19 protein-coding genes are annotated in these 13,407 nt (G+C 62.9%); 12 read left to right on the plus strand and 7 right to left on the minus strand.

Annotated elements, in window-relative coordinates:
* Nucleotides 1-20 precede the first annotated feature (20 nt).
* Complete coding sequence (locus ACYAF3_RS02365; RefSeq protein ID WP_003109947.1) at nucleotides 21-404, plus strand: hypothetical protein; 384 nt, start codon at nucleotides 21-23, stop codon at nucleotides 402-404.
* 10 nt (nucleotides 405-414) lie between these two features.
* On the opposite strand, the gene ACYAF3_RS02370 is transcribed toward ACYAF3_RS02365, so the two are convergent.
* Both ACYAF3_RS02370 and ACYAF3_RS02375 read right to left on the minus strand, forming a co-directional pair.
* Nucleotides 415-600, minus strand: a complete 186-nt coding sequence (locus ACYAF3_RS02370) for a hypothetical protein (protein ID WP_003112577.1) — start codon at nucleotides 598-600, stop codon at nucleotides 415-417.
* 158 nt (nucleotides 601-758) lie between these two features.
* On the minus strand, nucleotides 759-1,994 hold the full coding sequence (locus ACYAF3_RS02375; RefSeq protein ID WP_003117099.1) for a YihY family inner membrane protein: 1,236 nt from the start codon (nucleotides 1,992-1,994) through the stop codon (nucleotides 759-761).
* Nucleotides 1,995-2,118: 124 nt separating this feature from the next.
* Here ACYAF3_RS02375 and arsC point away from each other — a divergent pair, with 124 nt between their 5' ends.
* Genes arsC through ACYAF3_RS02390 form a run of 3 tightly spaced genes read left to right on the plus strand, consistent with a single transcriptional unit; the run spans nucleotide 2,119 to nucleotide 3,486 of the window.
* Entirely contained in the window at nucleotides 2,119-2,472 is a 354-nt protein-coding gene (arsC, locus tag ACYAF3_RS02380) for an arsenate reductase (glutaredoxin) (RefSeq protein WP_003112580.1), read from the plus strand.
* Nucleotides 2,469-3,065, plus strand: a complete 597-nt coding sequence (wrbA, locus tag ACYAF3_RS02385) for an NAD(P)H:quinone oxidoreductase (RefSeq protein ID WP_003102394.1) — start codon at nucleotides 2,469-2,471, stop codon at nucleotides 3,063-3,065. Before arsC ends, wrbA begins: the two co-directional genes overlap by 4 nt.
* 1 nt (nucleotide 3,066) lies before the next feature.
* Nucleotides 3,067-3,486, plus strand: coding sequence for a DUF2069 domain-containing protein (locus ACYAF3_RS02390; protein ID WP_003102396.1), 420 nt, complete (start codon nucleotides 3,067-3,069; stop codon nucleotides 3,484-3,486).
* Between the two features lie 176 nt (nucleotides 3,487-3,662).
* On the opposite strand, the gene hda is transcribed toward ACYAF3_RS02390, so the two are convergent.
* Nucleotides 3,663-4,367 (minus strand): DnaA regulatory inactivator Hda, encoded by a 705-nt coding sequence (gene hda / locus ACYAF3_RS02395; RefSeq protein WP_003102398.1) that lies wholly within the window; start codon nucleotides 4,365-4,367, stop codon nucleotides 3,663-3,665.
* A gap of 201 nt (nucleotides 4,368-4,568) precedes the next feature.
* Nucleotides 4,569-5,606 (minus strand): DUF2066 domain-containing protein, encoded by a 1,038-nt coding sequence (locus ACYAF3_RS02400; protein ID WP_015503398.1) that lies wholly within the window; start codon nucleotides 5,604-5,606, stop codon nucleotides 4,569-4,571.
* 213 nt (nucleotides 5,607-5,819) lie between these two features.
* On the opposite strand from ACYAF3_RS02400, the gene purM reads away from it, so the two are divergent.
* From purM to ACYAF3_RS02415, 3 genes are read left to right on the plus strand one after another with little or no spacing between them, the layout of a single operon-like run.
* Nucleotides 5,820-6,881: a phosphoribosylformylglycinamidine cyclo-ligase gene (purM, locus tag ACYAF3_RS02405; protein ID WP_003109942.1), complete on the plus strand. Its 1,062-nt coding sequence runs from the start codon at nucleotides 5,820-5,822 to the stop codon at nucleotides 6,879-6,881.
* Nucleotides 6,881-7,549 carry a phosphoribosylglycinamide formyltransferase gene (gene purN, locus ACYAF3_RS02410; RefSeq protein ID WP_003102402.1) on the plus strand — a complete coding sequence of 223 codons (669 nt, stop codon included), beginning with the start codon at nucleotides 6,881-6,883 and terminating at the stop codon, nucleotides 7,547-7,549. Before purM ends, purN begins: the two co-directional genes overlap by 1 nt.
* A complete protein-coding gene (locus ACYAF3_RS02415; RefSeq protein ID WP_003102406.1) occupies nucleotides 7,542-8,258 on the plus strand; it encodes a DUF3108 domain-containing protein in 717 nt (238 codons plus the stop codon). Before purN ends, ACYAF3_RS02415 begins: the two co-directional genes overlap by 8 nt.
* 53 nt (nucleotides 8,259-8,311) lie before the next feature.
* On the opposite strand, the gene ACYAF3_RS02420 is transcribed toward ACYAF3_RS02415, so the two are convergent.
* Nucleotides 8,312-8,872 (minus strand): MarR family winged helix-turn-helix transcriptional regulator, encoded by a 561-nt coding sequence (locus tag ACYAF3_RS02420; RefSeq protein WP_003086060.1) that lies wholly within the window; start codon nucleotides 8,870-8,872, stop codon nucleotides 8,312-8,314.
* A 114-nt stretch (nucleotides 8,873-8,986) separates the two neighbouring features.
* On the opposite strand from ACYAF3_RS02420, the gene ACYAF3_RS02425 reads away from it, so the two are divergent.
* From ACYAF3_RS02425 to ACYAF3_RS02440, 4 genes are all read left to right on the plus strand, one after another.
* Nucleotides 8,987-9,220: a glutaredoxin family protein gene (locus tag ACYAF3_RS02425; RefSeq protein ID WP_003086058.1), complete on the plus strand. Its 234-nt coding sequence runs from the start codon at nucleotides 8,987-8,989 to the stop codon at nucleotides 9,218-9,220.
* A gap of 11 nt (nucleotides 9,221-9,231) precedes the next feature.
* Nucleotides 9,232-9,486, plus strand: a complete 255-nt coding sequence (locus ACYAF3_RS02430; RefSeq protein ID WP_003086057.1) for a DUF2024 family protein — start codon at nucleotides 9,232-9,234, stop codon at nucleotides 9,484-9,486.
* Between the two features lie 5 nt (nucleotides 9,487-9,491).
* Entirely contained in the window at nucleotides 9,492-9,818 is a 327-nt protein-coding gene (locus ACYAF3_RS02435) for a Rho-binding antiterminator (RefSeq protein WP_003102410.1), read from the plus strand.
* Nucleotides 9,819-9,910: 92 nt separating this feature from the next.
* On the plus strand, nucleotides 9,911-10,102 hold the full coding sequence (locus tag ACYAF3_RS02440; protein ID WP_003112587.1) for a hypothetical protein: 192 nt from the start codon (nucleotides 9,911-9,913) through the stop codon (nucleotides 10,100-10,102).
* Nucleotides 10,103-10,142: 40 nt separating this feature from the next.
* Here the strand turns inward: ACYAF3_RS02440 and ACYAF3_RS02445 are convergent, their stop codons facing one another.
* Complete coding sequence (locus tag ACYAF3_RS02445; RefSeq protein ID WP_015648231.1) at nucleotides 10,143-11,471, minus strand: Wzz/FepE/Etk N-terminal domain-containing protein; 1,329 nt, start codon at nucleotides 11,469-11,471, stop codon at nucleotides 10,143-10,145.
* Between the two features lie 187 nt (nucleotides 11,472-11,658).
* Complete coding sequence (locus ACYAF3_RS02450; RefSeq protein WP_003086049.1) at nucleotides 11,659-12,198, minus strand: DUF2058 domain-containing protein; 540 nt, start codon at nucleotides 12,196-12,198, stop codon at nucleotides 11,659-11,661.
* A gap of 232 nt (nucleotides 12,199-12,430) precedes the next feature.
* Here ACYAF3_RS02450 and lpxO2 point away from each other — a divergent pair, with 232 nt between their 5' ends.
* Nucleotides 12,431-13,369 (plus strand): lipid A hydroxylase LpxO2, encoded by a 939-nt coding sequence (lpxO2, locus tag ACYAF3_RS02455; protein WP_003086047.1) that lies wholly within the window; start codon nucleotides 12,431-12,433, stop codon nucleotides 13,367-13,369.
* The last annotated feature ends 38 nt before the right edge of the window (nucleotides 13,370-13,407 follow it).

The following is a 13,407-nucleotide window of genomic DNA, read 5'->3' on the forward strand; positions in this document are numbered from 1 at the left end:
AAACGGACACACTGCTGCTTATGAAAGACCATCTGATCGGAAGCGTCCCCGCACACCTGGTGGATGCCGCACGCCCGACCCTGACAGCCCACGAGGGCCTGGTCGCGGACTACAACATTGCCGCCTGGCTACATCTTCCGGATGCCTGCGACCTGCTGGTGTCACTGGTGGTCAGCTATCTGGATGGCGGGCGCCAGCGCGAAGTGGCGGTGGATCACGGACGAATCGACCGCCAGCAACGCATCCTGCTTTCCGGCATTGCCCGCCTGCCCGTACGGCAGAAAGTGGAGAACATGCAGGTACGCCTGAAGTCGGCGACGGCCTTTTCCCGACTGGTCGTGGAGGAGTTCTTCGTACAAGCGGTGGAGCAGGAAAACAGGTCCCAGCAGGTGTCCGAAGCTTGAGCCGGATCGCTCAGCCCTGGCGCACCTGATCGAGCAGGGGTTCGTCCCGCGCTTTCTCAGGCGACGGTTCGCTGACGCTGCGCGCCGGCACCAGCGACTCCGGCCAACTGCTGAACTGCAGCCCGGTAATCCGGTTCAAACGCTCAAGCGCTGCCTGCTCATCCTTGTGATGCAAATGGACGACCTTGTTCGACATTGGGAGCATGAACGGGAACCTCGGCGGAACTACGGAGTGAAACGACTGTCACACGAGGGTTTGCCAGAAGCGTGCCAACAGCGCTTTCCCTGCGCTTGCTGGGGTTCCTCCGGCAGCATGCAGCGCCTCATGCACATCGTTCGCCGCAAACTGACACTTTACGTCACCTTCGCTCCCGAGGTTCCGTCCGCCAGCCAGTGGGCCAGGCTTTCTCCGAACAGCGCCTCCTGCTCCACCTGCAAGCGCTCCATGGCCTGCTGGAACGGCGGATACCACGCCTCGTCCAGATTCGCAGGCATGCGCTCTCGGCTAGGCATGGGCCAGGGGCAGCGATTCAGCAAGCGATGCAGACTGTAGGCGCCAAGATCCCGGCACAGCACCCACTCGCCTCCGCCGGCGCGACAGACGAACTGCTCCTTCTCGAGAAAGTCCAGCAGTTCCTCCCACTCATCCTCGGGCAACAGCCAACCCGCACGATGCAAGTGGGTCAGGCGCAGCGACTGTCCAAGCTGCTGGCGCTGGTGGAACACCCTCAGCACGCCGAGCAGGACGATCAGCTTGGGCAGCGAGCGCCGCCGCCAGAGACGGGAAGAAGAGAGATTGCAGACCAGCACCGCGCCGAACAGAACGATCATCCAGGAAAGATAGATCCACAGCAGGAAGATAGGCACGGTGGCGAAGGCACCGTAGATCAACTGGTAGCCGGGAAACAGGCTTACGTACAGCCCGAACAGGGTTTTCGCGGCTTCGAACAGTACCGCGGTGAACACGCCGCCCATCAGGGCATGGCGCACCGGGACCCGGGCGTTCGGGACCGCCGAATAGAGCAGGGTGAAGGCCGCCACGCTGAACGCCAGCGGCATCAGCCCCAGCAGCGTCTCCGCGCCCGGCAACGCGTCCGGGCCATGGAGCAGCGACAGCGAAGTGATGTAGGTGGTCACGGCGAAGCCGGCCCCCAGCAACAATGGGCCCAGGCTGAGGATCGCCCAGTAGAGGAGGAACCGCCCGACACCGCGGCGTGGCTGGCGAACCCGCCAGATCTCGTTGAAGGCTTTCTCGATGGTCACCAGCATGGTGAAGGCGGTGACTGCCAGAAAGACCACCCCGACCCAGGTCAGGTGCCGGGCCTGGGTGGTGAAACTCTTCAGGTAGGTTTCCACCGCTTCTCCAGCGGAGGGCACGAAATTGCGAAAGATGAAAGTCTGGATCGACTCGCCCATGCCATGGAATGCCGGAATCAGCGAAAGCATGGAAAACATCACCGTCATCATCGGCACTACCGCGAACAACGTGGTGTAGGTCAGCGCCGCCGCGCTGTTGGGAGCCTTGTCGGTGACGAAGCGATGAGCGAGGAAGCGAGCGAACTCGACCCCATCGTTGAAATGTTCGCGCATGCCCTCTCCTTGAAGTCGCGCCGGTTCTTCGCCTCTCGGGGCGGTACTTCGCGCCGACGGGTTCAGTCCTGGTCGACGAGGCGGTTAGAATAGCCGTCACTTCACCGGCCATGCGACCCCTGACATGAGCGAACTGATCCTGTTGCACAATCCGCGCTGCTCGAAATCCCGCGCAGCGCTCGAACTGCTCGAAGCCCGCGGCCTGCAACCGCAGGTGGTGCGCTATCTGGAAACCCCGCCGAGCGCCGCCGAGCTGAAAGCGATCCTGGCCAAGCTCGGCATTCCCGCCCGCCAGTTGCTGCGGACCGGGGAGGACGAATACAAGGCCCTCGGCCTGGATGAGCCCAGTCTTGGCGAAGAGGCCATCATCGAGGCAATGGCCAGGCATCCGAAGCTGATCGAGCGCCCGGTGCTGGTCGCGGGTGACAAGGCGGTGGTTGGCCGGCCTCCGGAAAGAGTCCTGGAGATCCTCGCTTGAGCAGTCCCTACATCCTGGTGCTGTACTACAGTCGCCATGGCGCTACCGCGGAAATGGCCCGGCAGATCGCCCGTGGCGTCGAACAGGGCGGCTTCGAGGCGCGCGTACGCACGGTTCCCGCGGTATCCACCGAATGCGAAGCGGTCGCCCCGGACATCCCCGCGGAGGGGGCGCTGTACGCAACCCTGGAGGACCTGAAGAACTGCGCGGGCCTGGCCCTCGGCAGCCCGACCCGCTTCGGTAACATGGCTTCCCCGCTGAAATACTTCCTCGACGGTACCAGTAGCCTATGGCTGACCGGCGGCCTGGTCGGCAAGCCGGCAGCGGTCTTCACCTCCACCGCCAGCCTGCACGGCGGCCAGGAGACCACTCAGTTATCGATGCTGTTGCCGTTGCTGCACCACGGCATGCTGGTCCTGGGCATTCCCTACAGCGAACCCGCCCTGCTGGAAACCCGCGGCGGCGGCACGCCTTACGGCGCCAGCCACTTCGCCGGCGCCGATGGCAAGCGCAGCCTCGATGAGCACGAACTGACCCTGTGTCGCGCGCTGGGCAAACGCCTGGCGGAAACCGCCGGCAAGCTGGGGAGTTGAAATGGCCCGCAAGAACAAACCGCTGCCCGAAGTAGTGTGGCTGCAGCCGCGCCTGGCGCTCAGCCGCGCCATCAGCCTGGGAAGCTTCGTCGGCCTGGTCCTGCTCATCCTCATTCGCGACCTGATCTACGCGGACGCCCATGGTGCGGCGAGCTGGGTGCCCTGGCTGGTCCTCGCCTTCAAGCTGCTGCCGCTGCTGGTGGTGGCCCCCGGACTGCTCATGGGCAGCGCGCGCGGGCATGCCTGGGCCTGCTACGTGGTCAACCTGTATTTCATCCTCGGCGTACTCGCCGCCTTCGATCCCACGCAGCGCCTGTTCGGCTGGGCCGAAGTGCTACTCAGCGTGACCTTGTTCTGCGCCGCGCTGCTCTATACGCGCTGGCGATTCCAGTACGACCGACGGGTCGCCGGGGAACGCTGATGGTAAGGCAGGAGCCCCCTCCTGCCCTGCCGACCGCCGGGAAGCCTGCGGACAGCGCTCCAGTATTGCCGGCGCATGGATGGAGAGACGGATAGAAGGCGGTCACTTCCTGCCGCAAGCGAAACCCAAGGACTGCGGCACGGCCATGCGGGAGTTCGCCGACGGACTGTCGACGCTTACCAGCCGAGGGTTTCCTTGAGGAAAGGAATGGTCAGCTTGCGCTGAGCCTGGAGCGAAGCGCGATCCAGTTGCTCCAGCAGATCGAACAGAGAGTTCATGCTGCGCGAACCGCGGTTGAGGATGAAACGACCGACTTCATCGGTCAGATGCAGGCCACGACGGGATGCCCGCAGTTGCAGGGCACGAAGCTTGTCCTCGTCGGAAAGACCGTGCAACTGGAAGATCAGCGCCATGGTGAGGCGGGACTTCAGGTCCGGCAGCTTGACCTGCAGCTCCCGGGGCGACTTCGATGCCGCCAGCAGCAGGCGCCGACCGGTATCGCGCAGTCGATTGAACAGGTGGAACAGCCCCTCTTCCCACTCTCGCTTGCCAACCAGCACATCCAGGTCGTCGATGCAGACCAGCTCGCACTGCTCGAGATCGTCGAAGATTTCCGGGCCGTACTGCACCAGATCGGCCATCGGCAGGTAGATGGTTCGCTCTTCGAACTGCTCGAAACGCAAGCAGGCCGCCTGCAACAGGTGGCTGCGGCCGACGCCGTCGTGTCCCCAGAGGTAGATGAGGCTTTCCGCCCAGCCAGCCTCGGCTTCGCACAAACGCTCGACATATCCCAGTGCCGCGGCATTGGCACCGGGATAGTAGTTGGCGAAGGTGGCGTCGTCGCGCAGACGCACACTGAGGGGAAGCTGAATAGGTTTCATGCCAGGCTGGGCGGACAATCCGAAAACGCCGCAGGAGTCACCGTAAAGGCTGCAAAGTTTATACGCCTCGGCAAGGCCGCACAATGAGCAACTAGGCAAGCAAAATCAAAGGTTTGCCGATAGCCGAGGCTCCTTGCCCAGAGCATCGGCCGGTCGCGCGCCGGCCCGCTCCGTTGCATAGGAGCGGATCGGCGCGCCGACTCACTGCCAGCGGAAATTCAGTTGGGTCGACGACGGTACCGCCGCGCTGGGCGCTGCGGGCTGGCCGGACGCATCCACCGGTACGCTGTCGGCCGGGACTTCCTGCAACTGCGCCAGGCCCAGCTGGGCACGCAATTGCTCGGGACTGGCCTTCACGGAATAGTCGAGGCGGTCGCCCCGCACGCCTACCAGGCGCGCGCCGAACGGATCGAGCAGGCGTTGCAACTCGGCATAGCGTGCCAGTGTCGCGCCCTGGACCTGGAGGGTCAGGCCGGTCGCCGCTCCCGGCGTGGCAACGAAACGGGTAGACAGGCGGTTGCCGACGGCCAGCATCACGCTGTCTGCCAACGCGTCGGGCGTAGCGCCTTCAGCCTGGCCTTGCTCTCGCGAATCGCCCATCCACAGCCGCCATTGCGCCTGCCATTTGCCGTCCGCCTCCTTGGCGTCCACTGCCAGCAAGGCATCGGCGGCATAACGCTCGGAGGCTGCGCGCAGGGCATCGGGTTGGGCGGCGGTGAGGTTCTCCGGGGTACCGACGATCTGTTCGTCGAGATCCGCCAGAGGCAGGCGCAACGGCAAGCCGCGGTTCTGCGCCGCACGCTTGAGCGGTTCGGCCGAGGCCTGGTTGTCACCGACCAGGGAGCTGCCATCGGCGCTTTCGTTCAGCCACCAGGCCAGCACCGCCGGCCGGTTGGCGCCCCAGCTCGGCAGGCCGGCGGCCCGCAGCGCATTACCGGTGGCGGTCGGATCGAAATCGACCACCAGCGCCAGCGGCGGACCATTTTCGAAGGCGTACTGGCTGATCAGTTGCTGCGGATCCTTCAGGTACCCCGCCAATGCCGGATTCTGCGGCGCCTGCGGATTGCCGGTCAGGCGCACCAGCAGGGTCTGCAGGGCTCGCACCAGTCCGGCATCGCGCTCCCCGGGCTGCTGCGACGAAACCGGCTCGTGGACCTGGTAGAGATTGGGGACCGTTGCCGCGAAGACGGGCAAGCCTAGCAGGGAAAAACAGAGAACGAAGAGTCGGGCTATGCGCATGGAGGGCTCTCGACGAACGGATGGGAACGGCGGCGACGAGCTGTGAAGGCCGCGCAAGTGGACCTATACCTTAAACAGCAGTCCGTCCAGCGGCAACCGAGATGGCCGCTGCGTGGCAAGCCTGATAAAATCGCGCGCCTTCAAAACCGGCAAACAGCGTTGCACGCCTGGGCGGCCGGCCGATCTCCGAATTACCCCTATAGGCCTGGATTTATGAGCAGCAAGCAACCCTCGTTGAGCTACAAGGACGCTGGTGTGGACATCGACGCCGGCGAAGCCCTGGTGGAACGCATCAAAGGCGTGGCCAAGCGCACCGCACGCCCGGAAGTGATGGGCGGCCTCGGCGGCTTCGGCGCCCTCTGCGAAATCCCGGCCGGCTACAAGCAGCCGGTGCTGGTATCCGGCACCGACGGGGTGGGCACCAAGCTGCGCCTGGCGCTCAACCTGAACAAGCACGACAGCATCGGCCAGGACCTGGTGGCGATGTGCGTCAACGACCTGGTGGTCTGCGGCGCCGAGCCGCTGTTCTTTCTCGACTACTACGCCACCGGCAAGCTCAACGTCGACGTCGCCGCCACCGTAGTTACCGGCATCGGTGCCGGTTGCGAACTGGCGGGCTGTTCCCTGGTCGGCGGCGAGACCGCCGAAATGCCCGGCATGTACGAAGGCGAAGACTATGACCTGGCCGGCTTCTGCGTCGGCGTCGTGGAAAAGGCCGAGATCATCGACGGCTCCAGGGTCCAGGCCGGCGACGCGCTTATCGCCCTGCCCTCCTCCGGCCCGCACTCCAACGGCTACTCCCTGATCCGCAAGATCATCGAGGTTTCCGGCGCCGACATCGAGCAGGTCCAACTCGACGGCAAGCCGCTGGCCGACCTGCTGATGGCGCCGACCCGCATCTACGTCAAGCCGCTGTTGCAACTGATCAAGCAGACCGGCGCGGTCAAGGCCATGGCTCACATTACCGGCGGCGGCCTGCTGGACAACATCCCGCGCGTCCTGCCGGACAACGCCCAGGCCGTGATCGATGTCGCCAGCTGGAACCGTCCGGCGGTATTCGACTGGCTGCAGGAACAGGGCAACGTCGACGAGACCGAGATGCATCGCGTACTCAACTGCGGCGTCGGCATGGTCATCTGCGTGGCCCAGAGCGACGCCGAGAAAGCCCTGGAAGTCCTGCGTGCCGCCGGCGAGCAACCCTGGCAGATCGGTCGCATCGAAACCTGCGGCGCGGACGCCGAGCGCGTGGTCCTGAACAATCTGAAAAACCACTGATGCCGAAACTCTGCAATGTCGTGGTGCTGATTTCCGGCTCCGGCAGCAACCTGCAGGCGCTGATCGACAGCCTCCGGGACGGCGCCACGCCGGCCCGGATCCGCGCGGTGATCTCCAACCGCGCGGACGCCTATGGCCTGGAACGCGCACGCCAGGCCGGCATCCAGACCGAGGTGCTCGATCACAAGGCCTATGCCGATCGCGAAAGCTTCGACCAGGCCCTGGCACAACGGATCGATGCCCATGAACCGCACCTGGTGATCCTTGCCGGGTTCATGCGCATCCTCAGCGCCGATTTCGTTCGCCATTACCAGGGGCGTCTGCTGAATATCCATCCCTCGTTGCTGCCGCGCCACAAAGGGCTGCATACCCATCAGCGCGCCCTCGAAGCCGGCGACCGCGAGCACGGTTGCAGCGTGCACTTCGTGACGGAGGAACTCGACGGGGGGCCACTGGTCGTACAGGCAGTAATCCCGGTAGAGTCGCAAGATACGCCGGAACGCCTGGCCAGACGGGTTCACGAGGAAGAACACCGGATCTACCCGCTGGCCATGCGCTGGTTCGCCGAGGGCCGCTTGCGCCTGGGCGAACAGGGCGCCCTGCTGGATGGCCAGGCCCTGCCTGCCACCGGCCATCAGATTCGCACCAAGGAGATTCGCAATGCGTAAAGCCATGCTGTTCCTGCTGACGCTGCTGACCCTGCCGGCCTATGCCTTCGAGCTGAAGCCGTTTACCGCCAGCTATACCGCCGACTGGAAACAGATGCCCATCAGCGGCAATGCCTCGCGCAGCCTGAAGGCTCTCGCCGACGGCCGCTGGCAACTGGACTTCGAGGCCTCCATGCTGCTGGCCAGTCTCAACGAAGTCAGCACCTTCAAGGTCGAGAACGACACCTTCCTGCCACAGACCTACCGCTTCGCCCGCCAGGGTCTGGGCAAAGGCAAGCAGATCGAACTGGACTTCGACTGGTCGCAGAAGCAGGTGCTCGGCAGCGACCGCGGCGATGCGGTGCGGCAACCCCTGAATCGCGGTCAACTGGACAAGTCCACCTATCAACTGGTCCTGCAGCATGACGTTGCCGACGGCAAGAAGAGCATGAGCTACCAGATCATCGAGGGCGAGGATGTCGATACCTACGACTTCCGGGTTCTCGGCGAGGAAAAGGTACGCACCCAGGCCGGCCTGATCAACGCGATCAAGGTCGAGCGCGTGCGTGATCCGGGCAAGAGCAACCGCAAGACCATCCTCTGGTTCGCCAAGGACTGGGACTACCTGCTGGTCCGCCTGTACCAGATGGAAACCGACGGCAAGGAATACCAGATCATGCTCAAGGAAGGCACCATCGACGGCAAGACCGTCACTGGTGAAAAGAGCTGACCCCCTCTCCCACGAAAAGCCGGGCCATTGCCCGGTTTTTTATTGCCCGCGGGTCAGCCGCAGGCCTGGTGCTCGCGGCAGATCAGCTCGGCATCGACAGCGCTCAACGGCTCCCCGGTTAGACCGCAGAAGGGCGAGCCCGCACGCCGTTGATGGAACCGGCAGGACCGACAAAGGCCGAAACCAGGCACATCCTCCTGACGCTGGATGACGACCAGAAGATCACGCAACAAGCCTTGCAAGTGTTCGCCCTTCTCGCCCAGTGCCGTGACGGCCTGCTCGAGGAACTGCGGCGGAATCACCGCCTCGATCAGCGCGCGCCCCGCATCGGTCAGCCGCAGATGAACGCTGCGCCGATCCCGCGCATCCGGCAGCTTGCTGATCAGCCCCCTCCCTTCCAGCACCTTGAGCGATTGCGACACTGTGCCCTTGGTCAAGCCAAGGTATTCGGTCACGCCCAGCGGAGTGTCCGAATAGCGATTACAACGCGCCAGGTAATGCAAGGCGCTCAACTGCACCGGCTGCAGCTCAGCCACCAGCGGCTGCTCGCGGGACCAGGCACGCATCAGGCTGGTCAGCCTTTCCAGGTAATCGTAAAGGGCGATGGCGGACATGGGATACCTCCTTGCCAATATAGTATCGACTAAAAACATGTTTGACAAAGAGGTCGCCCTTGTTTAGGCTGAAAACGTATCGTATCGATACTAAATTCCTACAGGAGAATCAGCATGACCAAAGCCATCTACTACCACGCCGGCTGCGCAATCTGTGTCGAAGCCGAACGTTCCTTGCTGCCATTGCTCGATCGCAAGCAGGTGGACATCGAAGTGGTCCATCTCGCCGAACAATCGGCACGCATCGCCGAGGCGGAAAAGGCCGGGGTCAAGTCGGTTCCTGCCCTGGTTGTCGATGGACAGGTACTGCACCTTAACTTCGGTGCGGCGCTCAGCGATCTGAAATAAGGAGAACGGCCATGGAGGTGAAGATCTTCGACACCCATGTGCGAACCCGCGACGGCCGCTACCTGCACTTCGATGTCCTGGTCACGGAGGAGCTGGGGGCTCGCGCCGGCGAGTTCGCTCGACGCTGGCTCGCCGGAAGAGGCATAGACGAGGCCGATATCAGCCAGGGGCATTGCAGCTACTGCCATAGCGAGATTGCGACAGCAGAGGTTGCCGAAGCCATTCGGCTCCATGGCCATTACATCCTTCCCCTGGAAGGCTGTTGAGGCCAATGGACAGCTACCGCCCAATCGCCTGCGATCTCCATGACTACCTGGAGATCGCCTGCCTCTACCGCTACCGGTTGCTCCTCGAACTCGAGGACGGTGTTCGCTTCGAAGCCGAGGCGCGCACGACGCATACCCGGGCCGTTCGGCCAGGCGGCGGCAAGGAGGAATACCTTGAGGTGGCCGTCGAAGGAGCGACTCTGCTGCTGCGCCTGGATCGCCTGTTGGCGATTAGCGCCCTCACGGAAGCGGCCTTGTTCGGCCGCATACGCCTGAGGGAAGAGGCCTGTTCCAGAGCATCCGGCATGCCATCTTCACACCTTGGAAACTGAAAAGGTTTTTCTCAATTCCAGGGCTATTTGATTAGCCTGCTATTGAAATAGGCTGAATTTGCCTTGATGCAGATCAACCCTGGAGCAGAAAAATGAGTGTGACAGTGACCGAGCGTGACGATGACCACAAATCCCGCGAGCTGCGTGCGCTTGGCCGCCGCTGCTGGGACGTGCATCAGCAGGGACTGCTGGTTGGCGTCTTCCATAACGAGGATGACGCCCACGCCTATCGGATCAAGCTGGAGAAAGAAGAAGAACTGCGGCAGATAGGTGAATCGGCCTGAACCATGCGCCCCCGCGTACTTCGGGGGCGCACCTTTGGTCTCAGGTCCCTGAAAGGCTCCGGTCGAGGCTGACGACTCCCGGCGGCAGGCTATCTTCCTGTACCCGTTGCCGTGGGGCACGCAACATCGCCCGAACCAGAGCCACCAGCACGCCGAGCGCCAGCCCACCCAGGAGGCCCAAGGCCACCACTAGAGCCTTGCGTGGCTTGATCGGCCTCAGAGGCGTTGCAGCTTTCTGGTCGACCCGTACCAGTTCGATCTTAAGGTCACTTGCCCTCAAGGTCTGTAGACGCGCCTGCTCTCCACGCAGCTTGTCGATGTTTTCGAAGAAACGCTCCTCGCCCTTTCGAGCCTGCAGGTATTGCACTTCACGGTTGTTCTCCAACTGTTTCAGCTCTTGCTGGATCGTCGCCACGCGGGGCTCGGTGAAGTCATCGCCCTTGCGTTTGAGCAAGGTATCGCGCTCGGCGGTCAAGGCATCGACGCCCATGAAATACAGGGGAATCTGCTGGTTATTCACCTCGGTGCGGAAAACGCTGCGCGAGCCATCCTGCCCGACCTCTCCCAGTGCGCCCGGGGTCGTCGGCTTGACGATCCCCAGCCGCGTGGCGATCTGGATGGCTTCGTTGAGCTGCTGGATACGCGAGTCGCGCACCATCTTCAGCCGCCCGCGCAACGCCCTGAGTTCATCCTCCAAGCCAGCCCGCCGGATGCTGTCCGCTTCCAGCAACCGGGCGATCTTGCCTTCCTTGCTAGCCTGGTAACTGGCACGCTTGCCTTCGATATCCTGCTCGAGGAATTGCAGGCGACCGTCGATACGTGCCTGGAGGTCGTCCAGGATTCGCTGGCGCTCGTTCTCGATGGTCGACGCGAGCATGCCGTTGAGAATGGCGGCACCATCCATGCCCTGGGGATACTGCATGGACAAGCGGAAGAAAGGCGCCGCCTGGGGGGCCGTCTTCAAGTCCGTCTGCTGCATGCTGAAGGCATCCTGGTTGAACTTCCAGAAAGCCTGCTCGGGGGACAGGCCCTCGGTGTTCAATTGCTGGAATAGCTCTGGATGGGCTTCGAAATACTCCAGCCTGCCGGAGTAGGCTGCCAGCTCGTTGCCGACGCGCTCCAACGCTTCCCGCGGAGTCATGGCGTAAAGACCTTCGATGTTGACAGCCTCCAGGGCCTTGGTCTGTATAGGCCGCAACAGGACATCCACCTGGTAGGTCGGAACGACCAACAGCGCATAGGCGAGCGCAGCGGCGGTCGCCAAGGCTGCGATCAGCGCTATCAGCCATTTCGACGCCCACAATTGCTGGAACAGTTGAACGATATCGATCTCCGAGGGCGAAGCCCCCGGACGCTGTGAGGAAGGCATACCAACGTCCTTTTCGATAGGCGGCTAGCCCACAGATGCACGCAAAGGCAGCCGTAGGAAATTTCTGAGGAAAGGCATTATGCTATCGAAACGAAATCATCGGTAGTTATTTTAGAACTGCTTCGCATTCCAGAATTGGTAGTTGACCGGCATCCGTACCGGTCAAGCGACACTCCGGATGCGGACCTCACCACATGAGATCGTCGGGCACCACATAGTCCTTGTAGGGATCGTCTTCGTCCGGCTCCTGGCTCTGTACGTTGAGCAGCACCACCCGCCGCGGATCGCGCTCCTGGATCTTCACCGCCGCATCCCGGGGCACGATCTCGTAGCGTCCGTCATAGCTGACGATAGCCAGGCTGCCTCGGCTCAGCTTGTCGCGGATCAGGTCGTTGACCGCGATCCGCTTGACCTTCTTGGCGTCGACGAAATTGTAGTAGTCGTCGCTTTCCAGCTTGGGCAGGCGCGTCCCTTCGATAAGTTGCTTGATCTGCGCGGCCTTGGCCTTCTTCTCGGCTTTTTCCTGCTGCTGGCGGTTCAATTCCTGGTCGCGCGCCAGCTTTTCCGCCTTGGCCTGCTCCGCCGCCTGGCGCTGGGAGTCGTCCTTGTCGACCTGGTTCTTGTGCTCCAGACGCTGCTGTTTCTGTTTCTGCTTGGTGGCCTGCTTGGCCTGTTTCTCATTGACCAGCCCGGCTTTCAGCAACTGGTCACGCAATGACATGCTCATTCGTCAACGACTCGCTCGCGTGGCACGCCCGGTGGGGTGCGACATAATCTTCCAGCCGACTGGGGTTCAGCCGGCCCTCGCAGGGGGTATAATCCTCCAGCCTCAGCCGCCTCAACGCAAGTCTCGGCGGCTCGCAAACTGCCACGCATGCCCTGGAGACCCCTCCCTACCGTCCCGAGCACCCGCAGGCACTCCTCCCGGCCCCTGATATCGAAGGCATGGAAAGCAAGGCATGAGCGTTTCTCTCCTGGTAAAAGTCACTCTGGTGGGCCTGTTCGTCGCCAGCGTCCTGTTCGTCCATTTCCGTGGGCGCGCGCGCTTGCCCTTCCTGCGCCAACTGGTCAACCACTCCGCCTGGTTCGCCCCCTACAACTCGCTGATGTACCTGTTCTCCAGCGTTCCCTCGAAGCCCTATCTGGATCGCAGCCGTTTTCCGGAGCTGGACGAACTGAAGAACAATTGGCAAACCATCCGCGAAGAAGCCCTCAACCTGTTCGACGAGGGTTATATCCGGGCTGCCCTGAACAATAACGAAGCCGGCTTCGGCTCGTTCTTCAAGAAAGGCTGGAAGCGCTTCTACCTGACCTGGTACGACGGCCCGCTGCCCTCCGCCCAGCAGCTCTGCCCGAAGACCGTAGAGCTGGTGAGCCGCATCCCCAACGTCAAGGGCGCGATGTTTACCCTGCTTCCCGGCGGCAGCCACCTGAATCCGCACCGCGACCCCTTCGGCGGCTCGCTGCGCTATCACCTCGGCCTGTCCACGCCGAATTCGGACAACTGCCGCATCTACGTCGACGGCCAGCCCTACGCGTGGCGTGATGGCGAAGACGTGATGTTCGACGAAACCTTCGTCCACTGGGTGAAGAACGAGACCGAGCAGACCCGGGTGATTCTCTTCTGCGATATCGAGCGGCCGCTCCGCTCCCGCCTGCTGACCCGGCTCAATCGCTGGATAAGCGGCATTCTCGGGCGTGCGACCGCACCGCAGAACGTCGAAGGCGAACGCGTCGGCAGCATCAACCAGGCCTACTCGGTCGCCATTCGCGGCGGCAATGCCATCGGCGCCCAGGTGAAGCGCTTCAAACGCGCCTACCCGAAGGCCTACCGAATCCTCCGCCCGGTGCTGGCGGTGATCCTGCTGGTCATCCTCTATCGTTGGATCTTCGGCTGATTCAGATGCCGTGGCAGCCCGGCTGCCACGGTAATTTT

Source organism: Pseudomonas sp. TZ252 (assembly GCF_056110345.1).

Coding starts and splice junctions, on each gene's coding strand:
- ACYAF3_RS02365 (WP_003109947.1), top strand. CDS start 21: ATGAAAGACCATCTGATCGGAAGCGTCCCCGCACACCTGGTGGATGCC.
- ACYAF3_RS02370 (WP_003112577.1), bottom strand. CDS start 600: ATGTCGAACAAGGTCGTCCATTTGCATCACAAGGATGAGCAGGCAGCG.
- ACYAF3_RS02375 (WP_003117099.1), bottom strand. CDS start 1,994: ATGCGCGAACATTTCAACGATGGGGTCGAGTTCGCTCGCTTCCTCGCT.
- arsC (WP_003112580.1), top strand. CDS start 2,119: ATGAGCGAACTGATCCTGTTGCACAATCCGCGCTGCTCGAAATCCCGC.
- ACYAF3_RS02390 (WP_003102396.1), top strand. CDS start 3,067: ATGGCCCGCAAGAACAAACCGCTGCCCGAAGTAGTGTGGCTGCAGCCG.
- hda (WP_003102398.1), bottom strand. CDS start 4,367: ATGAAACCTATTCAGCTTCCCCTCAGTGTGCGTCTGCGCGACGACGCC.
- ACYAF3_RS02400 (WP_015503398.1), bottom strand. CDS start 5,606: ATGCGCATAGCCCGACTCTTCGTTCTCTGTTTTTCCCTGCTAGGCTTG.
- purM (WP_003109942.1), top strand. CDS start 5,820: ATGAGCAGCAAGCAACCCTCGTTGAGCTACAAGGACGCTGGTGTGGAC.
- purN (WP_003102402.1), top strand. CDS start 6,881: ATGCCGAAACTCTGCAATGTCGTGGTGCTGATTTCCGGCTCCGGCAGC.
- ACYAF3_RS02415 (WP_003102406.1), top strand. CDS start 7,542: ATGCGTAAAGCCATGCTGTTCCTGCTGACGCTGCTGACCCTGCCGGCC.
- ACYAF3_RS02420 (WP_003086060.1), bottom strand. CDS start 8,872: ATGTCCGCCATCGCCCTTTACGATTACCTGGAAAGGCTGACCAGCCTG.
- ACYAF3_RS02425 (WP_003086058.1), top strand. CDS start 8,987: ATGACCAAAGCCATCTACTACCACGCCGGCTGCGCAATCTGTGTCGAA.
- ACYAF3_RS02430 (WP_003086057.1), top strand. CDS start 9,232: ATGGAGGTGAAGATCTTCGACACCCATGTGCGAACCCGCGACGGCCGC.
- ACYAF3_RS02435 (WP_003102410.1), top strand. CDS start 9,492: ATGGACAGCTACCGCCCAATCGCCTGCGATCTCCATGACTACCTGGAG.
- ACYAF3_RS02440 (WP_003112587.1), top strand. CDS start 9,911: ATGAGTGTGACAGTGACCGAGCGTGACGATGACCACAAATCCCGCGAG.
- ACYAF3_RS02445 (WP_015648231.1), bottom strand. CDS start 11,471: ATGCCTTCCTCACAGCGTCCGGGGGCTTCGCCCTCGGAGATCGATATC.
- ACYAF3_RS02450 (WP_003086049.1), bottom strand. CDS start 12,198: ATGAGCATGTCATTGCGTGACCAGTTGCTGAAAGCCGGGCTGGTCAAT.
- lpxO2 (WP_003086047.1), top strand. CDS start 12,431: ATGAGCGTTTCTCTCCTGGTAAAAGTCACTCTGGTGGGCCTGTTCGTC.